The sequence below is a fragment of the Bradyrhizobium algeriense genome, from assembly GCF_036924595.1.
Classification (GTDB): Bacteria; Pseudomonadota; Alphaproteobacteria; order Rhizobiales; family Xanthobacteraceae; genus Bradyrhizobium; species Bradyrhizobium algeriense.
In genome coordinates, this window is the sequence record NZ_JAZHRV010000001.1 from 5,687,538 (window position 1) to 5,706,531 (window position 18,994).

The following is an 18,994-nucleotide window of genomic DNA, read 5'->3' on the forward strand; positions in this document are numbered from 1 at the left end:
AGCGGGAGTAATTGCCTGGAGAGCACTATTGGCCGAGCAATGACCGCTTTGGCTCAGAAACAGAAGAGGCTTGGCTTGCGCAGGCGACTTGCGTCTCTCGCGCGATGGCGAAGGCTTCCTACACCACGCATTGTTCGCCCACTCCAAGATTCACACATCCGAGGCGGGACTGCGGACCGCACCAGTCTCGCACCAGAAACGATTTGAACAAACCGCAGCGAACGCAACCGAACTCGAACGAAAATGTAGAAGAATCAACGAAGCCGACCATTGTCCTCCCGCTCATAACGGTCTGGTTGCAGGTTCGAGTCCTGCCGGGCCCACCAAAAATCAATTCACTTGGCAGGTTTCATTTCGCCCCCTCTGAGGCACCGCACCAGAAACGCCTATCTTCATTGCTCCTCGACGTACTTCAGCAGTCGACAAACTACCGGTGCGCGAGTGATCTGGCTACGATGTCTCCACTTGATCGTAGATTTGGTGGCTTCATCGCAAAAAAGGCGAAACACCGCGATGACTACGTTTCGCAAGTGTCCGCTTGCTCGATAGCAGTCTTCGCACCGGTGTCCGGGCCAAACTCTGTGGAAGAGGGAGTTTTGCAGAGAACGGCTCTCCTTTGGGTACTCCCTGGTCGTAAGCGAAACGCCGCCGTCTATGGATAGATGATCGCCTTGATAATCCCATCGCGGCGCGCGACCTGTTGCTCAAATGCCAGCGGCGCCTGGTCGAGCGAGAAGCGATGCGTGGCCAAGGGTGCAAGCCTGACCCGGCCGCTCTGCGTTAATGCGATTGCTCGCGGATAGACCTCCGGCATGCGACGCGAAAATTTGATCGACAGGCCTTTGCGACGCGATTCGGCGCCGCTCAGGACGTATTGATTGTTTTCCGGAATGCCGACGATGACGACGCGGCCGCCGATACGGGCACTGCGCGCCGCGTGCTCGAAACCGTGCGAGGAGTCGGTCGCCTCGACCACGAGGTCGGCGCCGCGGCCGTCGGTCGCCCTCGCGACCTCTTCCTGGCTGCGGCAAGCAACGTCGGCGCCGAGATCGCAGGCCAGCGCCGTGCGTTCATCGACCGGGTCGATCGCGACGATCTTGCCGGCACCGGCCAACCGCGCCAGTTGCACCAGCAGCAAACCTACCGGCCCGCAGCCGAGCACCGCAACCGTTTCCATCAGCCGCGGGCGCGCCAGGTCCATGGCGTGGATCGCAACTCCGAGCGTCTCCAGGATAGCGGCAGCGGCCGGATCGATACTGTCGGGCACGATATGCACGGCGGACTTCGGCACGCAGACGAACTCGGCCATCGCGCCGTCGTTCGGCGCGTAGCCCAGGAAGCGCACGTTCGGGCACAGGTTGGTGTGGCCGCGGTGGCACCATTCGCAGCGGCCGCAGGAAATCGCGGGGTCCACCGCCATCAGCGCATCCGCCGGCAACCCTGCCCGTCGCGCGGTGTCGGGGGTCAACGTGCCCGAGAATTCATGGCCGAGCACAAACGGATTGATCCGGGTCGGGCCGGTGGTGCCGCCTTCGAGATAGGAATGCAAGTCGCTGCCGCACACGCCGACGGCCTTGACCCGCACAATCACCTCGTCCGCCGCCGGCGTCGGCGCCGGAATGTCAGTGACGCGGATGTCGCGAATGTCGTGAAGAACCGCTGCGCGCATGTCCAAGCCTTGATCCCTGCATGTCGTTGGCACCACGACGGGCAACCGTCGGCACCATACATATGTCCTTTCACAATTACAAATGTTCTACCAGCCGCCGAAGGCTCAGGAACCTCGCATTTTTGCATAGTGCTGCCGGTAGATCGCCCGCCGTTCCTGCAGGCCGGCGCGGGATGGCGCGTCCGGCTCGAGTGTGATCGTGGCGTTCCTCTCCGCCTCCCCAGTCAACGCGCCACCGCTGGCTTGCCGCGCCAAACGCGCGGCGCCGAGCGCCGGCCCGAGCGGGGCGAGTGGCGGCAACTGCAAGGGGCGATCGATCACCGTGGCGATGATCCGTCCCCAGAAACGGCTGCGCGCTCCGCCGCCGATTAGCGCGATCGTTTCAATGGGCGCGCCGGCTTCCGTGAGCGCGTCGTGGCAGTCGGCCATCGCAAAGGCGACGCCTTCCAATACAGCGCGGCCGATATGAAGCGGGCCTGCCGCGGCGCGCAGGTTCGACAGCGTAGCGCTGGCAAGCGGATCGTCATGCGGGGTTCGTTCGCCGCTGAGATAGGGCGAGAACACCGGGATCTCCGCCGGCGAAAAATTCGCGGCCTCGATCTCGGCGAGGAACCGCTCGATCGACGCGACGCCGAGGATACAAGCGATCCATGTCAGCGCGCTTGCAGCGCTCAACACGCATCCGTGCTGGCCGAACAGACCAGGCACGGCGTGCCGGTGGGTGTGCATGCCTTGGCCTCGGGCCGGCACGAAGCGATCATTGGCGACGAAATAGACGCCTGACGTGCCAAGGCTGATGAAGGCGTTGCCGGCCCGAACCACGCCGGCGCCGACCGCACCCGCCATGTTGTCGCCCGCGCCGCCGGCGACCGGAAGATGCACCCGCAACCCGAAGCGCTGCGCCAGCTCCGGCCGCAGCGTGCCACCAATCATGCCGCTCTCGACTAGCTCTGGCAGGACATCGGTCGCGATCCCGCACGCTTCGGCAAGCCGCGGCGACCACACGCCGGCCCGCGTATCCATCAACAGCGTCGCAGAGGCGTCGGCACGATCGGATACGGCGTCGCCAGTGAGGCAGAGCCGTACATAATCCTTGGGCAGCAGGATCCGGCGCGTGCGGCGGATCGCATCCGGCTCATGGCGCGCCAGCCACAGGATCTTCGGCGCGGAAAAGCCGGGCATCGGCCGGGCACCGGCGAGTTCGGCGAAATCGGGGAGCCTGGAGTCGAGCTCGGCGCATTCGGCCGCCGCCCGCCCGTCATTCCACAATGGCGCTGGCCGGATTGGCCGGCCGGAAGCGTCGACCAGCGCGACACCGAGCATTTGACCCGACAGGCCGATCGCTGCGATACCGGACATCAGCTTCGGATGGTCGGCGGCGAGACGATCGAGAACGGCAGCCGCCGCCGTCCACCACGCGTCGGGATGCTGCTCCGACCATAGCGGTCGCAGACGATCGATCGAGAGCGGCGCCTCGGCGCTCGCCTGCTCTCGGTCCTCGGCGTCTACGATGATCGCCTTGACGGCGGAGGTCCCGATGTCGAGCCCGAGATACAAGCTCACCGCCGCTTGCCGATCAGCTTGAATGCGCCGGCCGCGGCCTTTTCATCCGTCACCAGCACCTTGCCGATCCGCCCCTGCAGGGCCGCCGCAATGATCGGCGCCTTGTTGGTCCCGCCGGCAATCAACATTACGGTCGGCGCCCGCGCGAGCTTTTCGATCGGCAACGCGATGGCGCGCGCGTTGATGCCGTGGCTGATCTGCCGGCCCGACTGGTCGAGGTACTGTCCGAGCACGTCGCCGACGGCGCCGGCACCGCGCAGATCCTCGATGCCGACGTCGGGAGGAAGTCCGTGGCGCACCAAGAGCGAGCGCGGCGAGAGATCCCCCATGCTGAGCAGCGCGAGATCGATCCGGTCGACGCGGTCCAAGACCTCCGCATAGACTTCCTGGGCCATGAAGGTGTCGCGCGAGCGCCGGCTGCTGGCATAGATCGGTGCCGCCAGGTAACTACATTTGGCATGCAGCCGGCGCGCCAGCTCGCCCGCGATCTCGAAAGTATTGAGTTCGAGCCCGCGCGAGAGCCCGCCCATCATCGAGACGATCCAGAGGTCGGGATACTCCGCAGGTGTGACGTGACGGATGGTTTCGCGCAAGGTCGCGCCCCAGCCGATGCCGATGGTGCGCGGCTTCTTCTCTTCCAGGAATTTCGACAGGTAGGCCCCCGCCGCCATTCCGATCAGGCTCGCCACCAGTTCGGGGTTTTCCGGGCTCGGGATCACCACCGCATCGTCGAGCCCGCATTGCTGCCGCAACTGATGCTCAAGCTCAGTGCAGCTTGCGAACGTCGAATTGAGCCGGATACTGACGATGCCACTGTGGCGCGCCTCCGAGAGCATGCGGTTGACCCGCGCGCGCGTCAGTCCGAGCCGCTCGCCGATCTCGGCCTGGGTCAGGTTCTCCATGTAGTAGAGCCAGGCGACCCGCAGGATGGTCTGGTCACTCAATGTGTAATCTCCTGCAGCAGCCTCAGAAGCTCGTCATGGATGTGACCATTTGAGGCGATCTTTTCCAAATCGTCAAACTGCGAATCGGCGCCGGCGACCGTGGTCACGCGTCCGCCCGCTGCGCGCACCAGCGGCATCGCGGCGGCATGCGAGACAAGATCGGCCTTGATCGACACAAAGGCATCGAGCCGGCCGGCCGCAATCCATGTCATTTCGAGCGCGCCCGAGACGACGATGCGGACACCGCGCACCGCCGAGCCAAGCCGCTCGATAATGGCCGCGGCCGTCCGGACTTCGTCGGGCTGGTAATGCGAGGTCAGGATCACCGACACCACCGCGTCTGCAAGCGCGCGCGTGTGCGACACCCGCACCGGCTCGCCATTCACCGTCGCCAGCGCGCCCCGCACGTAGCGGCCGCGGATATCGGCCAGCGGCGACTCGATCAGGCCGACCAACGATTCGCCGCCATCATGATAGGCGGCGCTGACCGAGAACCACGGCAGACCGACAGCGTAATTCACGGTACCGTCGAGCGGATCGATGATCCAGCGCGACGGGCTTGCGCCACCGCTAAAACCCCTCTCCTCCGACAGGATCGCCGCCCCCGGTGTCAGTGCTCTTAGCCCATCGATCACGATCCTCTCCGCGGCGAGATCGGCATCCGTAACGATGTCACGCAGTTCCTTGCGCGCTGTCGCAAGCGGCGCGCGCTGCATTGCAACCAGCGTCGCGGCCGCCTCTGCTACCACCGGCTCGGCGCCGCGCATCAGCGCCATTAAATCCTTCTCAGCAGACATCGGCATCAAGCTCTGTTGGTGGAAGCTGTTCAATTCAGGCTGCCTTCACGCCGGGCACGCCATCCTCGACCACGAAGGTTGCGAGCCGACGCACCGCGCTGTGCGCGTCCTTGACGTCGTCGACCGCCTCGAAGCCGACCGTGCAGGATCGCGAATCGAGCTCCATAACCGCGTAACCGCGCTTCTCGCCATTGGCATAGATCAGTTCCGGGTTGCCGGCGAGCGCGCTGCGCACGGCGCTCTCGCCTGGCCCTTGCGAGGTGATCGAGGTGCCGACGAATTCGGCCGCGATGGTCGACTCGCGCGGTCGCGAACACTCGCGCTTGAGATCGGCAGCAAAGTAAGCGTGGCGGTCACCGCCGATGACGACCGGATTGCGCACCTTGTGTGTGACGACCGAATCGAGCAGGCGGCGGCGGGCATTGGGATATCCATCCCAGCCATCCATCCAAAAGCGGTCACCGCTCTCGGCGTCCTTTCGCTTGGCTTCAGCCATCAAGGTCTGCTGCGCCACGACGGTCCAGCGCCCGCGCTTGTCTTGGAACCGTGCATCAAGCCATTGCTCCTGCGGACGCCCGAGCATGCTACGCATCTCTTCCGTGCGCTCCGGGCAGTCCTGTACCCATGTCGGACGTCCGCCATTCACGCAGGCTGGCGCGGAGCGATATTGACGGTCATCGAGCAGCAGCATGTCCAGCATGTCGCCGAAACGATAATGCTCGTAGATGGTCGCGTTTGGGCCATGCGGACGCGCCGACGGCGGCAACGGCATGTGCTCGTAATAGGCCTGATAGGCGGCGGCCCGGATTTTCAGGAAATGCTCCGGATCGCGCGTCGTGTAGGAGCGATCATTGGCATAGTCGTCCGCTACCTCGTGGTCGTCCCAGACCGACAGCCACGGAAAGGCGGCGTGCGCGGCCTGCAGGTCGGCGTCGGATTTGTAGAGTGCGTAGCGATTGCGGAATTCAGCAAGCGTTGTCGGAATCCCGACGCCGTGCTGGCGGACGTGGCGCGAGCCCCAGGACTTCTCGTAGATGTAGTCGCCGAGATGCACGACCAGATCGAGGTCGCGCGCGGCCATGTCACGATACGCGGCGTAGTAGCCCTGCTCGTATTGCTGGCAGGAAGCGAAGGCAAAACGGAATCGGCTATTGCCCCCGGCCGGCGCGGTGCGGGTGCGCCCGACCGGGCTCACCGCCGACCCGGCGCGAAACCGGTACCAGTAGACGCGGCCCGGCCGCAGGCCTTTCGCCTCGGCATGCACCGAATGCGCAAGCTCCGCGGTCGCGCGAACGACGCCGTGTGCTGCGATGCGCGCAAATCCTTCATCCTCCGCAACCTGCCACTCGACCTCGACCGGCGAAGCCGGCATCCCGCCCTCCTCGAGCGGTCGCGGCGCGAGGCGTGTCCATAGGATGACGCTGTCCTCGCGCGGGCAGCCGGACGCAACGCCGAGCGTGTATGGATCCGTGCTGAACGTCACCGGCGCACCGCGCACGATCCCGAATGGCGAAGCCACCGCAGCGCTGGCCAGCGAGCCGGTGAGGAATCGCCGGCGTGGAATCATGAGGCTGCTCATGATGGCGCGGCCGCGGATATCATCTCGCGCCGGATATTCACCGCGAGATCGGGCCGGTCTGTTGTGATCTGCCGCACCGGCTGCGCCAGCCAGTGGGCGATCTCCTGCGGCTCGTTCGTCACCCAGGCACCGAGCCGGCCGCGACCCAGAACTTTCAGCGCCAGCGGCTGCGCCAGCGCCAGCAGCGACTTCTCGATCGCCACGATGCAGTCGGGAATGGCGGCCAGACGGTCGAGCGCCGTCGCCATGCCGCCCATCATCTCCGCCGACCGGCGGTCCAGCGAGACCAGCACCCGCGCCTGCGGGTTCAGCCGTCGCACAATCTCGATCGCGCCAGGCACGAAGCAGGTGAGCACGGCGCGTTGCTCGAGTCCGCGCCGCTTCACCGCGTCGACCAGACGCTCTTCGATGCCCGGATAGGGATTGCCGAAGGCGTCGGTCTTGATCTCGATGTGAAGTTCGAGCGGTGAATCGCTGAACAGGTCGAGCACGGCATCAAGCGTCGGAATGCATTCCTCGCCGGCGTCGCGCAGGCGCGTCGCGGTCAATTGCTTCAACGTACGGACCCCGACCAGTCCGGTGTCATGCGTGGTGCGATCGAGCAGCGGATCGTGAATGACAACGAGCCCACCGTCGGCGCTCTGGTGAATATCGAACTCGACCGCTTCGACGCCAAGTCCGCATAGATTGCGGAAGCCGAGCAGACTGTTCTCCGGCCAAAGGTCGCGAGCGCCGCGGTGTCCGGCGATGAAAACCATACTTCGTCCCTATTTGCTGCTGTCGATAAGCCCTTTGAGGAACCAGCGCTGCAACAGCAATATCACCAGCGTCGGCGGCAGCATCGTAAGCAGCGCGCCGCTCATGGCGATGTTCCAGGCCGGCTCGCTGTCGGAGCGCGGGATTAGGTTCTTCAGCGCGATCACGGCGGTCGCCATGTCCTTGTCGGTGGTGAACAGCAATGGCCACAGATACTGGTTCCAGCCGAACAGGAACAGGATGATCGCGAGTGCGATGATGTTCGAGACCGACAGCGGCAGCAGGATGCTCCAAAAGAAACGCAGCGGCGACGCGCCGTCGAGCCTTGCGGCCTCACACAATTCATCCGGCACGGTGAGGAAGAATTGCCGGAACAGGAAGGTTGCGGTGGCCGACGCTATCAGCGGCAGGATCAGCCCCGGATAGGTATTGACCATGTTCCATTCCAGCGTGATCGTAACATCGTGACCGCTGATCCATTTCCAGAGATCGGCAACGTGAAGCATATCGGCGAGCCATTGCAGCGGCAGCGCGGCATTCGCCACCGCTTCGAACGTCGGCACGATCCGAACCTCGATCGGCAGCATCAGCGACATAAAGATCAGCCAGAACGCCAACATCCGGTAACGGAAGCGGAAATAAGTGATGGCGAAGGCGGAGAGTAACGACACCGCGATCTTGCCGGCGGTGATGCCAACCGCCACCACAATGGAATTGAGGAACGTGCGGCTGAAATCGGCCTTGGCCCATGCCGCCTGCAGATTGGCGACAAACTGGCCTCCCGGCAGCCACGGCAGCGGCACCTTCTGCACTTCGGCGATCGTCAGCGACCCCGCGACAAACGCAAAGTAAAGCGGCACGCACACCAATAGCGCACCGGCGATCAGGATCGCGTGGCAGATCGTGTCGAGGACGGGCGCGCGTTCCACCATGCGGTCAGACCCCGTAGTTGACCTTGTGGTCGAAATAGCGGAATTGCAGCAGCGTGCAGATCAGCGCGAACGTCATCAGCAGCACCGACTGCGCCGCCGAGGAGCCCAGGTCGAGATTGATGAAGCCGTCGACATAGACCTTGTACACCAGGATGTTGGTCGCGCCGGCCGGCCCGCCATGGGTGACCGCATCGATGATGGCGAAGGTTTCGAAGAAACCGTAGATGAAGTTCATCACGGCGAGGAAGAAGACGGTTGGTCCAAGCATGGGAAGCGCAATCAGGAAGAAACGCCGTATCGGCCCGGCGCCGTCGACGGCAGCCGCTTCCATCAGCGAGGCCGGCACCGCCAAAAGGCCGACGGCCAGGAAGATGTAGTCGTAGCAGATGTGCTTCCATGACGCCGCCATGATCACAAGCCACAGCGCATCGTTCGGATTTCGGTTGGGATCCCAAGAAATCCCGAGCGCGTGCAGCATGTGTGCGAGCGGGCCAACGACCGGATTGAACAGGAACGCCCACAGGATGCCGGCGATCGCGGGCGCGATCGCATAGGGCAGCAGGATAAGGGTCCGGTAGACGGAACGTCCGCGCACCACCCGGTCGCTGGCGAATGCCAATACCACGGCGACCGCAAGCGTAATCACATTCTGCGTCACCGTGAACCAGATCGTCGTGACAATCGACTGGCGATATTCGCCGCTTGCGAACAGCGCCTTGAAATTGTCGAACCACACAAACTGGACGTTGCTGCCGAACGGATCGCTCAGCAGCACAGACTGCATCAGCGCGCGCAGCGACGGGATGAAGAAGAAGCAAACCAGGATCAGCAACTGCGGCAGCAGCAATAGCGTCGGCAAGCCGGCCTCACGGCCGAAATTCGCCCGCTTCAGCCCCGGCTCGCGATCGGGCTGGCCGCGCTTGGGCGTCCGCGCCCTGATGGGCCGGGGCGTCACTGGGCTATGCTCGGCAACGGTTGCGCCGGGCGATGGGTGCTGCGATCTGACCAGGCCGGAAGGCTGCGCTACCTGCACCGCGGGCGATTCCGGCCAGATCGGCGAGCTTGCGATCGGCGAGCTTGCATTCATTTCGGCTCGCGGCCCGCCTCGGCGTCTTTTCCGGCGTTAAGCTTCTCGAACTGCCGTAGGATTTCGTTGCCACGCTTGACGGCGTCATCCATCGCCTGCTGCGGCTGCTTCTGGCCGGTGAACACCGCTTCGACCTCGCTGCGCTGCGCCAGCATCGTCTGCACGAAATTGCCGAAACGGAATCCGCGCGAATTGTCGTTGGGCGTGCCGCGCGAGAGCTGCAGCACCGCGATCTCGCGAGTCGGATGCTCCTTGTAGTAGCCACGCTCGCGCGCCAGCGCATAGGCTTTGCTGGTCGCCGGGACGTAACCGGTCACGCCATGCCACCACACTTGCGTCTCCGGTTGAGCGACGAAATCGAGGAAAGCGGCGACCGCGTCGTAGCGCTCCGGCGTATGGCCTTTCATCACCCAGATCGCGCCGCCGCCGATGGTGCTGTTGAGCGGCGGATTGATATCGTTCTCGTGCGGCAGGAAGGTGGCGCTCCACTCGATCTTGGCGTTGCGCTCGATATTGCCGTGCGACGCGGTCGAGTTGACGAAGGTCGAACAGCGTCCGGAGGTGAACAATTGCTCCGGGCTTAAACCCTGGCCGGCGATCTGCAGGACGCCATCGTCAAGCCATTTCTTCAGGCGCGCGACTTGCGAGACCACCTTGGTCTTGTTGTACACGAATTCGGTGCCGAGCCCACCGAAGCCGTTGGCGAGCGTGCCGTAGGGCTGGTTGTTGATGGCGCTGTAGTTCTCCAGCAGGCTCCAATAGAAATCGCCCGGCAGTACCGTGCCGCACTCGCTGACGCCCTTGGCCTTGATGGCATAAAGCTGCGCCTCCAGCTCCTGCCAGGTGTCAGCCGGCTTGTCGAAGCCCGCTTTGCGGAAATGCTCCTTGTTGTACCAGAAGATCGGGGTCGAGGAGTTGAACGGCATCGCCGACATCCGGCCCTTATAGCTCCAGAAGCTCGCCACCGGCTTGATGAAGTCGGGCCAGTCGATCTTGTAGCCCTTCTGATCCAGGAGATCCTGCACCGGCACGATCGCGCCGGAGAGCAGCATCGTCAGGTAGCCGCGCTCGGCGATCTGCACCATTTCGGGCGGGCGCTTGGCGCGATAGGCCGCGATTACGCCATTGGTCACCTCGTCGTAATTGCCCTTGGCGACCGCGACGACGGTGTATTTGTCCTGCGAGGCGTTGAATTTCTCGACAAGTTCGTTGAGCCGGTCGCCCAGCACGCCGCTCATGGCGTGCCACCATTGCACCTCGACGCGTGCCGCCTGCGCAGGTGCTGCCAATGCCAAAACCCCCAACAAAACCGCCATGAATGCCGTTTTCTTCATGGGTAATCCTCCCTCCCGCGGTCCGGCAAGCCGGCGCCTCAAAAAACCCGTCCGCGATCATTTGTATTTCTACAATGACATATGTGTCGGTATGATGAAAGGGCCCGGGTGCGGTGATTTTTGGGCGACTTCAGCGCCGCTCGCTAAGTCCGGTTGGTCCGTGCGCAAGGTGCCTGGCACGATCGACCGCGAGCACGGCCGGGCATTGGCTCAGGAAGGCCCCCTACTCGATCGCTGGAGTGACGCGCCATCTGCTCAATCAGCGAGTTCGATGAGGATGGGTTGATGATCGGAGGCGTCGGTCTTGCCGTTGACTTCGACGCGGCGGACCAGACCGGTCAAATCTTCTGTCGTGAAAATAAAATCGCGACAGTCGGGGCCATCAACCCACTGCGCATGATCGTAAAGTCCGCAGGTCGGCGATCTCGATTGGCCCGGGTGACAGATGGTCCATGCGTCCCGATAGTTGAGGCCGGAACGCACCGATTGATGAATCAACGCGTGCTGCGAGTCAGACACATCGAAGTTGAAATCACCGCACAGTAGGCTCGACGCTGCCACCGTCTGACCTCCGTAAGGGTCGTTGTGTTGTGAATCGGACACTTTGGGGCTCGTCGAGGCTTCCTGCTGCAGGTCCAGCAGCCGGGTAATCTGGGCTTCGCGCTGGCCTGCAGAGTGATATTCGAGATGCGTGTTGACGATCCGCAGAGCGCCGAACGCGGCCTGAACCGTGACCTCCAGCGCGTGACGGCGCATGCTGCGCATGGCACCTGCTCCCGGCCACGGCAGAAGGTGATTGGCAATCTGCAAGATCGGCAAGCGCGACAGCGTCATGTTCCCGAATTGGTGTAATACGTTCGCGCCGTCCATCGTTTCGATAGCCGGTCTAAACACCGGCAGATAACCGGGTAGCAGTGCAGCAATTTGCGCACTTTGATCCATATCGCCATCGAGTTTGGAAAAACCGGAAGATACCTCCTGGAAACAGAAGACATCGGCGTCGGCCATTTCCTTCGCGACGGCAACGATCCGCGCCAGGTCGGTCACGCCATCGCAACCCTTTCCGCACTGGATATTCCACGTGACCAACCGCATCAGCGGATACCCGCGCGCATGAAGGATTGGACGAACTGCCGCTGGAACAGCAGGAACGCGAACAACAGGGGCGCCATCGTCATTACAGTCGCGGCGGTGATGATCGACCAGTCTACGCCGGTTTCCGGTGCGCCGAACACCGCCAACCCTACCGTCAGAGGTCGCGCCTCGACCGAATTCGTGACGATCAGCGGCCACAGGAAATTGTTCCAGTGATAGCTGACCGAAACGAGACCGAACGCGACATAGGTGGGCCGCGCCAGCGGAACGTAAACCCGCCAGAGGATCTGCAACGGCCCTGCCCCCTCGACCCGGGCCGCTTCCACCAGCTCCAGCGGAACACTCTTGAATGTCTGGCGTAACAGGAAGATGCCGAACGCGCTCGCGAGATACGGCAGCGCGATCGCCGGAATGGTGTCCAGCAATCCGAGCTTTCCGATCATGCGGTAATTCTCGACAATCAGTACGTCGGGCATAATCATCAATTGGAGCAGGACGAGCGCAAACGCGATGCCGCTGCCTTTGAACTTGAAGCGCGCGAAGGCGTAGGCCGCCAGCGTTGAGAGGACGAGCTGTCCGATCAGGATCAGAACAACCAGGATGACCGTATTCAAGTAGTAACGACCGAACGGCGCCTGATGCCATGCCCGCGCAAAATTCTCCAGCGTCCAGGGCGCAGACAGGCTGAACGACGTTGCATAAGCGGCAGGATGCAGTGCGCTCCAGAACGCGTAGGCCAGCGGCGCAAGCCACAGCAGCGCCAAAAGCCACGCGGCAACTGCCTCAAGAGGATGTGTCCGCCCGTTCATTGATAGTGGATCCTGCGATCAAGATAGCCGAACTTGATCAATGCGACGGTGCTCAGCAAGACCAGCAGCACCACGGTCAGCGTTGCTGCATAGGCCGAATCCTGGAACGTGAATGCAACTTCATAGATGTAATACAGCAGCAACGTACTTGCGTTATTGGGGCCGCCTTTGGTCATGATGACAAGGTGATCCACCAACTTGAATGAATTGATGACCGCGTTGATGGCAACAAATAACGTGGTCGGCATCAGTAACGGGAAGGTGATCCGCCGGAACGTGTACCAGCGGCTCGCTCCTTCCACGGCCGCCGCCTCCTCGAGATCAGGCGAAAGCTGCTGAAGCGCGGCGAGATAGAAAATCATGAAGAAGCCGGCCTCCTTCCAGATCACCATGACGATCAGACAGCCCATCACTGTGCTTGGATCGCCAAGCCAATTCCAGCCCCCGAAACCGAACAATCCGCGCAACTGATCGAGCAATCCATAGTCCGGCGTATAGAAAAACAGCCAGATGTTTGCGACCGCTATCATCGGCAGCACGGTGGGCGTGAAATAAGCGAGCCGCAGGAAGCCGCGTCCTCGCATATTGCGGTTGACCCAGATCGCCATCAGCAGCGCCAGCGCGATCGACGTCGGAATGGTACCGAGCGCGAACCAGAAATTGTTGGCTAATGCTCTCCAGAAAATCGGATCGGCTGCCATCGAGTGATAACTGTCAAGGCAGACGAAGGCCTCGGTGCCATTCCGGCGCGTGATAAAGAAGGAATGCCGGATTGTCGCCAATATCGGGTAGTGCGTGAACGCAAGCAGCAGCACGGCCGCCGGCAACAACAGCAGCCAGGCGTTCACTGCGTTCCACCACGCGTGCGATCTCGCCTGGCGCGCAACTGATGACATGACGAGTTGATCGGACATTGGCTTATTGGGCCGAGTGGCGGCGAATCCCTACCCGGCCCCCTTCTTTTTATTTATACGCGCGGAGTACGCGGTCGGCCTGCTGCTGAGCAGCAGCAAGTGCCTCCTGCGGCTTCTGCGCGCCGGTGACCGCCGCCTGCACGGCATCTCCCACAAACTTGTAGATGCGGCCATTTTCGTGAACCGACAATTCCGGCACGGCATGCTCAAGCTGATCACGGGCAACGGTCGCGGCAGGGAAACCCTTTGCATACGCCTCCATCGCCGGGGTCTGATAGGCCGCCGGAGAAACCGCGACGTAACCGGTTTTCATGCTCCACTCCGCTGCGCGCTCAGGAGCTGTCATCCACTGGATGAATTTCACGGCGGCCTTCTGCTGCTCGGGGGAAGCGCTCTTGAATATGTAGAAATTGCCACCGCCGGTCGGCGAACCGCGCCGCTCCTTGGCAGGCAGCATGGCAACGCCAAAGTTGAACTTGGCAGCGTCCTTGACCGCAGTCAGGTTACCAGTGGTGTGCCACATCATCGCGGTCTTGCCTTCGAGGAAATCGGTGCGCAGCGTCGCCCAGTCGATGGTGCCAGTCGGCATCACATTATGCTTGCGCGACAGGTCGACCCAATAATCCAACGCGCCCACCGTCTTTGGTGCCGTGAGATAAACCTCGTTACCGGGTTCGTTCATCAATTTCTGGCCGTTCTCGATGGCAAGCGCCTGCAGCATCCAGTAGGCGTAGCCGGTTGTCGGAATTTCGACGCCCCAGCGCGTGGTGTTGCCCGATGCATCCTTCTTGACAAGTTTCTTGGCCATTTTGGCCATTTCGTCCCAGGTCGCAGGTGCCTTTTCCGGATCGAGGGCCGCTTCCTTGAAGGCGTCCTTATTCCAGTACAGCACGATCGTCGAGCGCTGGAACGGAATGCTCCAGGTCTTGCCGTCGATCTGTCCGTTCGCCATGAACGCCGGATAGAATTCCTTGAACCACGACTTGTCAGTGACAAGACCATCCATTGGCACAATTGCGTTCTCGTCCATAAGTGTGAAGACGTCGGTCGACAGCAGCACCGACAATTGCGGCGGTTGACCGCCCTTCATTGCCGTCATCGCCTTGGTCATCGTATCGGTGTAGTTGCCGGCGTAGACCGCGGTCACTTTGATGTCCGCATTCTCTTTCTCGAAACGGGAGACCATGTCGTCGATGATCTTCGTCACCGGTCCGCCCACCGCGACCGGATAATACATGGTCAAATCGACAGCCGCAGCGGGACGCGCGCCCAAAAGTAGCACCGCGAGTGCAGTCGCCGCCAGCATTGTTCGTCGAACCAATATCATGTCGTCCTCCCATGTTACTTTTTTGCCGCGCCGAGACCGTCGTTTCAGTTTCAGCCAGTTGCAATACGCCGTGCCTCATTGAGCATCGGCTCCAGCCGCCGTTCCGATTTCTGGTCAAACTGATGTTCATGGCCGGCGTCCCAGGCAAGCCTGACGTCATCGCCTGGCTGAGCCTTGCTGAAACCGTCCTGCCGCACCGAAACCGGCTGACCCGCGATTTCGCACAGAATGATGCTGTCGGCACCCAGATGCTCGACGGTCTTTACGCGCGCGGCTTGACCGTCCTGCGCCACGATCTGAATATGCTCTGGTCGAATGCCGATGAGGCGGTCGCCCTGCGAGATCAAGTTCATCGGCGGCGTTCCGATAAATCGCGCCGTGAATGCCGTCGCTGGCCTATTGTACAATTCTTCCGGTGAGCCGTTTTGCTCGACACGGCCGTCGCGCATCAGCACGACGCGATCTGCCATAGTCATGGCCTCGGTCTGATCGTGCGTCACATAGACCATCGTCATTCCAAGTCGCTGCTGCAGCGCCCGAATCTCGGTCCGCATCTCGTGACGCAGCTTGGCGTCGAGATTTGAAAGAGGTTCGTCCATCAGGCAAACCCGCGCCTCGGCGATGATGGCGCGTCCGAGTGCGACACGCTGGCGCTGACCGCCGGACAGCTGAGACGGCTTGCGCTCGAGCAAACGTCCGAGGCCGACGATATCCGCAACACGCTTGAGCCGCGCATCGCGCTCGGCGCGGGACACACGCCGCACGCGCAGGCCGAAGACAATATTCTCCGCCACGCTCAGATGCGGAAACAGCGCATAGGACTGGAACACCATGGAGATTTTGCGCTGGGCCGGCGTGAGATTGGTTACGTCCGTGCCGCCGATCGCAATTGTGCCCCCGTCGAGCTGCTCAAGACCTGCAATCAGGCGAAGCGTCGTGGATTTGCCGCAACCCGATGGACCGAGCAGCACCAGTAGCGAGCCTTCCTCCGCCGTGAGACTCACGTCGTCGACGGCCCGCATGGGACCCCAATTCTTGGAAACGTGATCCAGCGTAATCGCCGACATGATCTATCCGGTTCAACGTTGTGCTGCTGCCGCGCACGTTAAGTCGCGCGAAAGCGTCTTGGTCCGTTGCTTCTTTTGTCCTGACATCATTCTCAATCAGCCAGCCAGCGCAGGCGAGCGATCCGGCCGTGACGAGGACCTGTTCTACGGTTGGTCGACCGTTCCCGCGCCCATCGCCCGGGAAGCCTTCCAAGGCTTTTCTCCGCGCACGCGCATTATCTATTCCTCCGATGTTCATCTGAACACAGAGTGCGAGCGAATGAAATAGAAATTGCGCAATTTATGTTCGAATGATACTTTTTGACGACAAGAAGGATTTCATGCTCACAACCGTCACCAAGCGACAGGCCCGTATTTTGGAGATCGTGCGCGAGCAGGGCTTCGCCTCGATCGAACATCTTGCCGGGCATTTCGTCGTCACGCAGCAGACCGTTCGCCGCGCGGTGAATCAGCTATGCGACCAAGGCCTGCTGCGACGGATCCACGGCGGCGTCGGCCTTCCAGTTCAGAACCAGAATCTTGCTTATGGAAGCCGGCAGGGATTGAACCCCGACGCCAAGCGACGGATCGCTCATGCGGTATCGAATTTCATTCCCGACGGCGCATCACTCATGATCGGCCTCGGGACCACGCCCGAATATGTCGCGCAGGCGCTGTCCAATCGTCAGGATTTGAGGATCATTACCAACAACCTGAACGTGGCAGCGGCGTTCGCGCGCAATCCAGACGTCGAAATCACGATCGCCGGGGGGACACTGCGTCCCCTCGACCGTGACATCGTCGGCGACGCCGCAGTACGGTTTTTTTCTGGTTTCAAGGCGGATTTCGGAATTTTCGGGGTCGGCGGCATAGATCAAGATGGCGCCCTGCTCGATTTTCACTCGGATGAGTTTCAGGCGCGTCAGGCCATCGTTGCCAATTGTCGGATCGCCCTGCTGGTCGCCGACGTCAGCAAGTTTGGCCGCAACGCTACAGTGCGCGGCGGCCATCTTGGCGAATGCCATCATTTCTTCACCGACAAGCCATTGCCGGCAGGGTTTCGTTCGATCGCCGAACAATACGCGGATCGGATACATACCGCCAGCGATGGCGCCGTAGACGCCGCGTAAGTCAGACGGCTCAGTTCGTCGACTTGTTCCAGGAGAGCATCGATCATGTCCCCGCTGATTTCCCTGATCGATCTCGCCGGCTCGATCGCGCTTCTGCTTTGGGGCACACACATGGTGCAGACCGGCGTGCAGCGCGCGTTCGGCTCGAAATTGCGCTCCATTCTGGGTCGTGCCTTGCGTAACCGCCTTCGCGCCTTCCTCGCCGGCGTGGGCGTTACTGCTCTGCTCCAAAGCAGCACCGCCACCGGACTGATGACGGCCGGCTTCGCAGCAGGAGGTCTGGTGGGGTTGGTCCCGGCTCTCGCGGTCATGTTGGGTGCCAACGTGGGGACGACCCTGATCGTGCAAGTTCTCTCGTTCGATGTCGTGCTGATCTCTCCAGCACTCATTCTGCTCGGCATGGTGATGTTCCGCAGGGATTCGCGAACCCAAGCACACGATCTCGGTCGCGTGTTCATCGGCCTTGGCTTGATGCTGCTTGCGTTGCACCAGCTTCTTAGTCTCATGACTGGCTACGAGGATTCACCCGTCTTGAGCATGGTGTTGGGCGCCGTTTCCGCCTCGTGGCTTCTGGACGTATTTCTGGCGGCTTTGCTGACTTGGGCTGCCCATTCGAGCGTCGCCATCGTCCTGTTCATCATCTCGTTAGCGATGAAGGGCGTGGTTCCTGCTGACGCCGCGTTTGCTCTTGTTCTCGGTGCAAATCTCGGCACGGCCATCAATCCCCTCTTGGAGGGTCCCCGAGGCGACGATCTGGCGGCAAAACGGCTTCCAATAGGCAATCTGATCGGACGTATCCTGGGCGTTGCCATAACGATAGGTTTTCTCGGCCCGATCAGTTATTTCATGGCCGCGATCGAGCCAACCAGCGCGCGTGCAGTGGCCGATTTTCACACCCTTTTCAATGTTGCGGTGGCTGCCGTATCCCTGCCGCTTCTGGGGCCCTATGCGTCGCTGTTGCGCCGCTGGCTCCCAGAAAACATCAACCCGGCTGACCCGGCACGGCCACTCTATCTCGATTCCGCGGCTAAGGAGACACCCATCGTCGCGCTCGGCGCAGCATCTCGCGAGGCGCTACGGCTTGCCGACGTGCTTGAGGAAATGCTCCAAGGAGTGAACGCGGGACTAGCGAAGGGAAACCGAAGATTGCTGGTTGAGACCCGCCGGCGTGAAGACGTGCTGGATAAGCTGAATATCGCAATCAAGGCCTACCTTACGTCGCTTGATCCAGAAGAGTTAAATCCCGCGGATCATCGTCGTCTGAATGAGATTTTGACATTCACGATGAATATTGAGCAGGCCGGCGACGTAGTCGACCGAAATTTTTTGCCGCACGCCTCCAAGAGGCTCAAGCGAGGCCTGGTGTTTTCCGAGGAGGAGCAAAAGGAGCTGACCGCCATGATCGAGCGCCTATCCGTCAATCTGAAAACGGCAGCATCGCTACTCGTCACTGAAGATCAGCGGACCGCTCGCCTGCTGGTGGACGAAAAAGTCGCGTTCAGGGACGCCGAAACCAAAGCGACAGCTTCGCACGTCAACCGACTGCGCAATGGCGATCTCCAGGCCGCTCAGGCCAGTTCGATCCATCTCGATCTATTGCGGGATATCAAGCTGATCAATTCCCATATCGTGGCTGCCGCGGCGTATCCGGTGCTGGAGCGCAGCGGCGCGCTTCTGCCAAGCCGCGTGACGTAGTCGCCGCACGACGTGTCGAGCACGGCAATCGCAAATTATGACAAAAAAGCCCTGTCTGAAGGACGGGGCCTCTAGTTTTGCTAGCTGTGAACTTTCAGGAGGTTGTCCATTCGATCTGATTGGTCTTCGCGTTGAAGAGATTGAGCACGTCGAGCTGCAGTCGCACGCCATTATCGAATCGGTAGCCAGCCCGTGCGTTGAAGATCAGCGTATCCTGCGAGCGGACGCTGTCGTCATCGATCAGGGGGCGCGGCCCTTCGCCTTCGGCAGCGCAACTGCGGCGGTTGCAAGCAATAGCCGCCATCCGCCACCTCTCG

Annotated in this window: 18 protein-coding genes; 3 read left to right on the plus strand and 15 right to left on the minus strand. The window is 61.8% G+C overall.

Annotated features, from left to right (window positions below):
• Positions 1-652: 652 nt before the first annotated feature.
• The 14 genes from V1286_RS27395 to V1286_RS27460 form a co-directional block, all read right to left on the minus strand.
• Positions 653-1,669 (minus strand): zinc-dependent alcohol dehydrogenase, encoded by a 1,017-nt coding sequence (locus V1286_RS27395; protein WP_334484887.1) that lies wholly within the window; start codon positions 1,667-1,669, stop codon positions 653-655.
• Positions 1,670-1,774: 105 nt separating this feature from the next.
• On the minus strand, positions 1,775-3,232 hold the full coding sequence (xylB, locus tag V1286_RS27400; RefSeq protein ID WP_334484889.1) for a xylulokinase: 1,458 nt from the start codon (positions 3,230-3,232) through the stop codon (positions 1,775-1,777).
• Positions 3,229-4,176 (minus strand): sugar-binding transcriptional regulator, encoded by a 948-nt coding sequence (locus tag V1286_RS27405; RefSeq protein WP_334484891.1) that lies wholly within the window; start codon positions 4,174-4,176, stop codon positions 3,229-3,231. Before V1286_RS27405 ends, xylB begins: the two co-directional genes overlap by 4 nt.
• Positions 4,173-4,979 (minus strand): inositol monophosphatase family protein, encoded by an 807-nt coding sequence (locus tag V1286_RS27410; protein WP_334484893.1) that lies wholly within the window; start codon positions 4,977-4,979, stop codon positions 4,173-4,175. The genes V1286_RS27405 and V1286_RS27410 overlap by 4 nt, the downstream gene beginning before the upstream one ends.
• A gap of 28 nt (positions 4,980-5,007) precedes the next feature.
• Complete coding sequence (locus V1286_RS27415) at positions 5,008-6,552, minus strand: alkaline phosphatase D family protein (RefSeq protein WP_334484895.1); 1,545 nt, start codon at positions 6,550-6,552, stop codon at positions 5,008-5,010.
• Positions 6,549-7,310, minus strand: a complete 762-nt coding sequence (locus V1286_RS27420; protein WP_334484897.1) for a glycerophosphodiester phosphodiesterase family protein — start codon at positions 7,308-7,310, stop codon at positions 6,549-6,551. Before V1286_RS27420 ends, V1286_RS27415 begins: the two co-directional genes overlap by 4 nt.
• 9 nt (positions 7,311-7,319) lie before the next feature.
• A complete protein-coding gene (locus tag V1286_RS27425) occupies positions 7,320-8,240 on the minus strand; it encodes an ABC transporter permease subunit (RefSeq protein WP_334484899.1) in 921 nt (306 codons plus the stop codon).
• 4 nt (positions 8,241-8,244) lie between these two features.
• Positions 8,245-9,327: an ABC transporter permease subunit gene (locus V1286_RS27430; protein ID WP_334484901.1), complete on the minus strand. Its 1,083-nt coding sequence runs from the start codon at positions 9,325-9,327 to the stop codon at positions 8,245-8,247.
• A complete protein-coding gene (locus V1286_RS27435) occupies positions 9,324-10,661 on the minus strand; it encodes an extracellular solute-binding protein (protein ID WP_334484903.1) in 1,338 nt (445 codons plus the stop codon). Before V1286_RS27435 ends, V1286_RS27430 begins: the two co-directional genes overlap by 4 nt.
• A 255-nt stretch (positions 10,662-10,916) precedes the next feature.
• A complete protein-coding gene (locus tag V1286_RS27440; RefSeq protein WP_334484905.1) occupies positions 10,917-11,756 on the minus strand; it encodes an endonuclease/exonuclease/phosphatase family protein in 840 nt (279 codons plus the stop codon).
• Positions 11,756-12,565, minus strand: coding sequence for a carbohydrate ABC transporter permease (locus V1286_RS27445; RefSeq protein WP_334484907.1), 810 nt, complete (start codon positions 12,563-12,565; stop codon positions 11,756-11,758). Before V1286_RS27445 ends, V1286_RS27440 begins: the two co-directional genes overlap by 1 nt.
• Positions 12,562-13,479, minus strand: a complete 918-nt coding sequence (locus tag V1286_RS27450) for a carbohydrate ABC transporter permease (protein WP_334484909.1) — start codon at positions 13,477-13,479, stop codon at positions 12,562-12,564. Before V1286_RS27450 ends, V1286_RS27445 begins: the two co-directional genes overlap by 4 nt.
• 49 nt (positions 13,480-13,528) lie before the next feature.
• The gene (locus V1286_RS27455) at positions 13,529-14,806 is read right to left on the minus strand and encodes an ABC transporter substrate-binding protein (RefSeq protein WP_334484911.1); all 1,278 of its coding nucleotides are present in this window, start codon (positions 14,804-14,806) and stop codon (positions 13,529-13,531) included.
• Positions 14,807-14,856: 50 nt separating this feature from the next.
• Positions 14,857-15,873 (minus strand): ABC transporter ATP-binding protein, encoded by a 1,017-nt coding sequence (locus V1286_RS27460; protein WP_334484913.1) that lies wholly within the window; start codon positions 15,871-15,873, stop codon positions 14,857-14,859.
• Between V1286_RS27460 and V1286_RS27465 the strand changes: the two genes are divergently transcribed.
• Genes V1286_RS27465 through V1286_RS27475 form a run of 3 tightly spaced genes read left to right on the plus strand, consistent with a single transcriptional unit; the run spans position 15,872 to position 18,677 of the window.
• Positions 15,872-16,141, plus strand: a complete 270-nt coding sequence (locus V1286_RS27465; protein ID WP_334484915.1) for a hypothetical protein — start codon at positions 15,872-15,874, stop codon at positions 16,139-16,141. The two genes, V1286_RS27460 and V1286_RS27465, sit on opposite strands and share 2 nt — an antisense overlap.
• Positions 16,142-16,193: 52 nt before the next feature.
• Complete coding sequence (locus tag V1286_RS27470; protein ID WP_334484917.1) at positions 16,194-16,982, plus strand: DeoR/GlpR family DNA-binding transcription regulator; 789 nt, start codon at positions 16,194-16,196, stop codon at positions 16,980-16,982.
• Positions 16,983-17,027: 45 nt separating this feature from the next.
• Positions 17,028-18,677, plus strand: a complete 1,650-nt coding sequence (locus V1286_RS27475; RefSeq protein ID WP_334484919.1) for a Na/Pi cotransporter family protein — start codon at positions 17,028-17,030, stop codon at positions 18,675-18,677.
• A 94-nt stretch (positions 18,678-18,771) separates the two neighbouring features.
• On the opposite strand, the gene V1286_RS27480 is transcribed toward V1286_RS27475, so the two are convergent.
• A complete protein-coding gene (locus V1286_RS27480) occupies positions 18,772-18,981 on the minus strand; it encodes a hypothetical protein (RefSeq protein WP_334484921.1) in 210 nt (69 codons plus the stop codon).
• Positions 18,982-18,994: the final 13 nt, after the last annotated feature.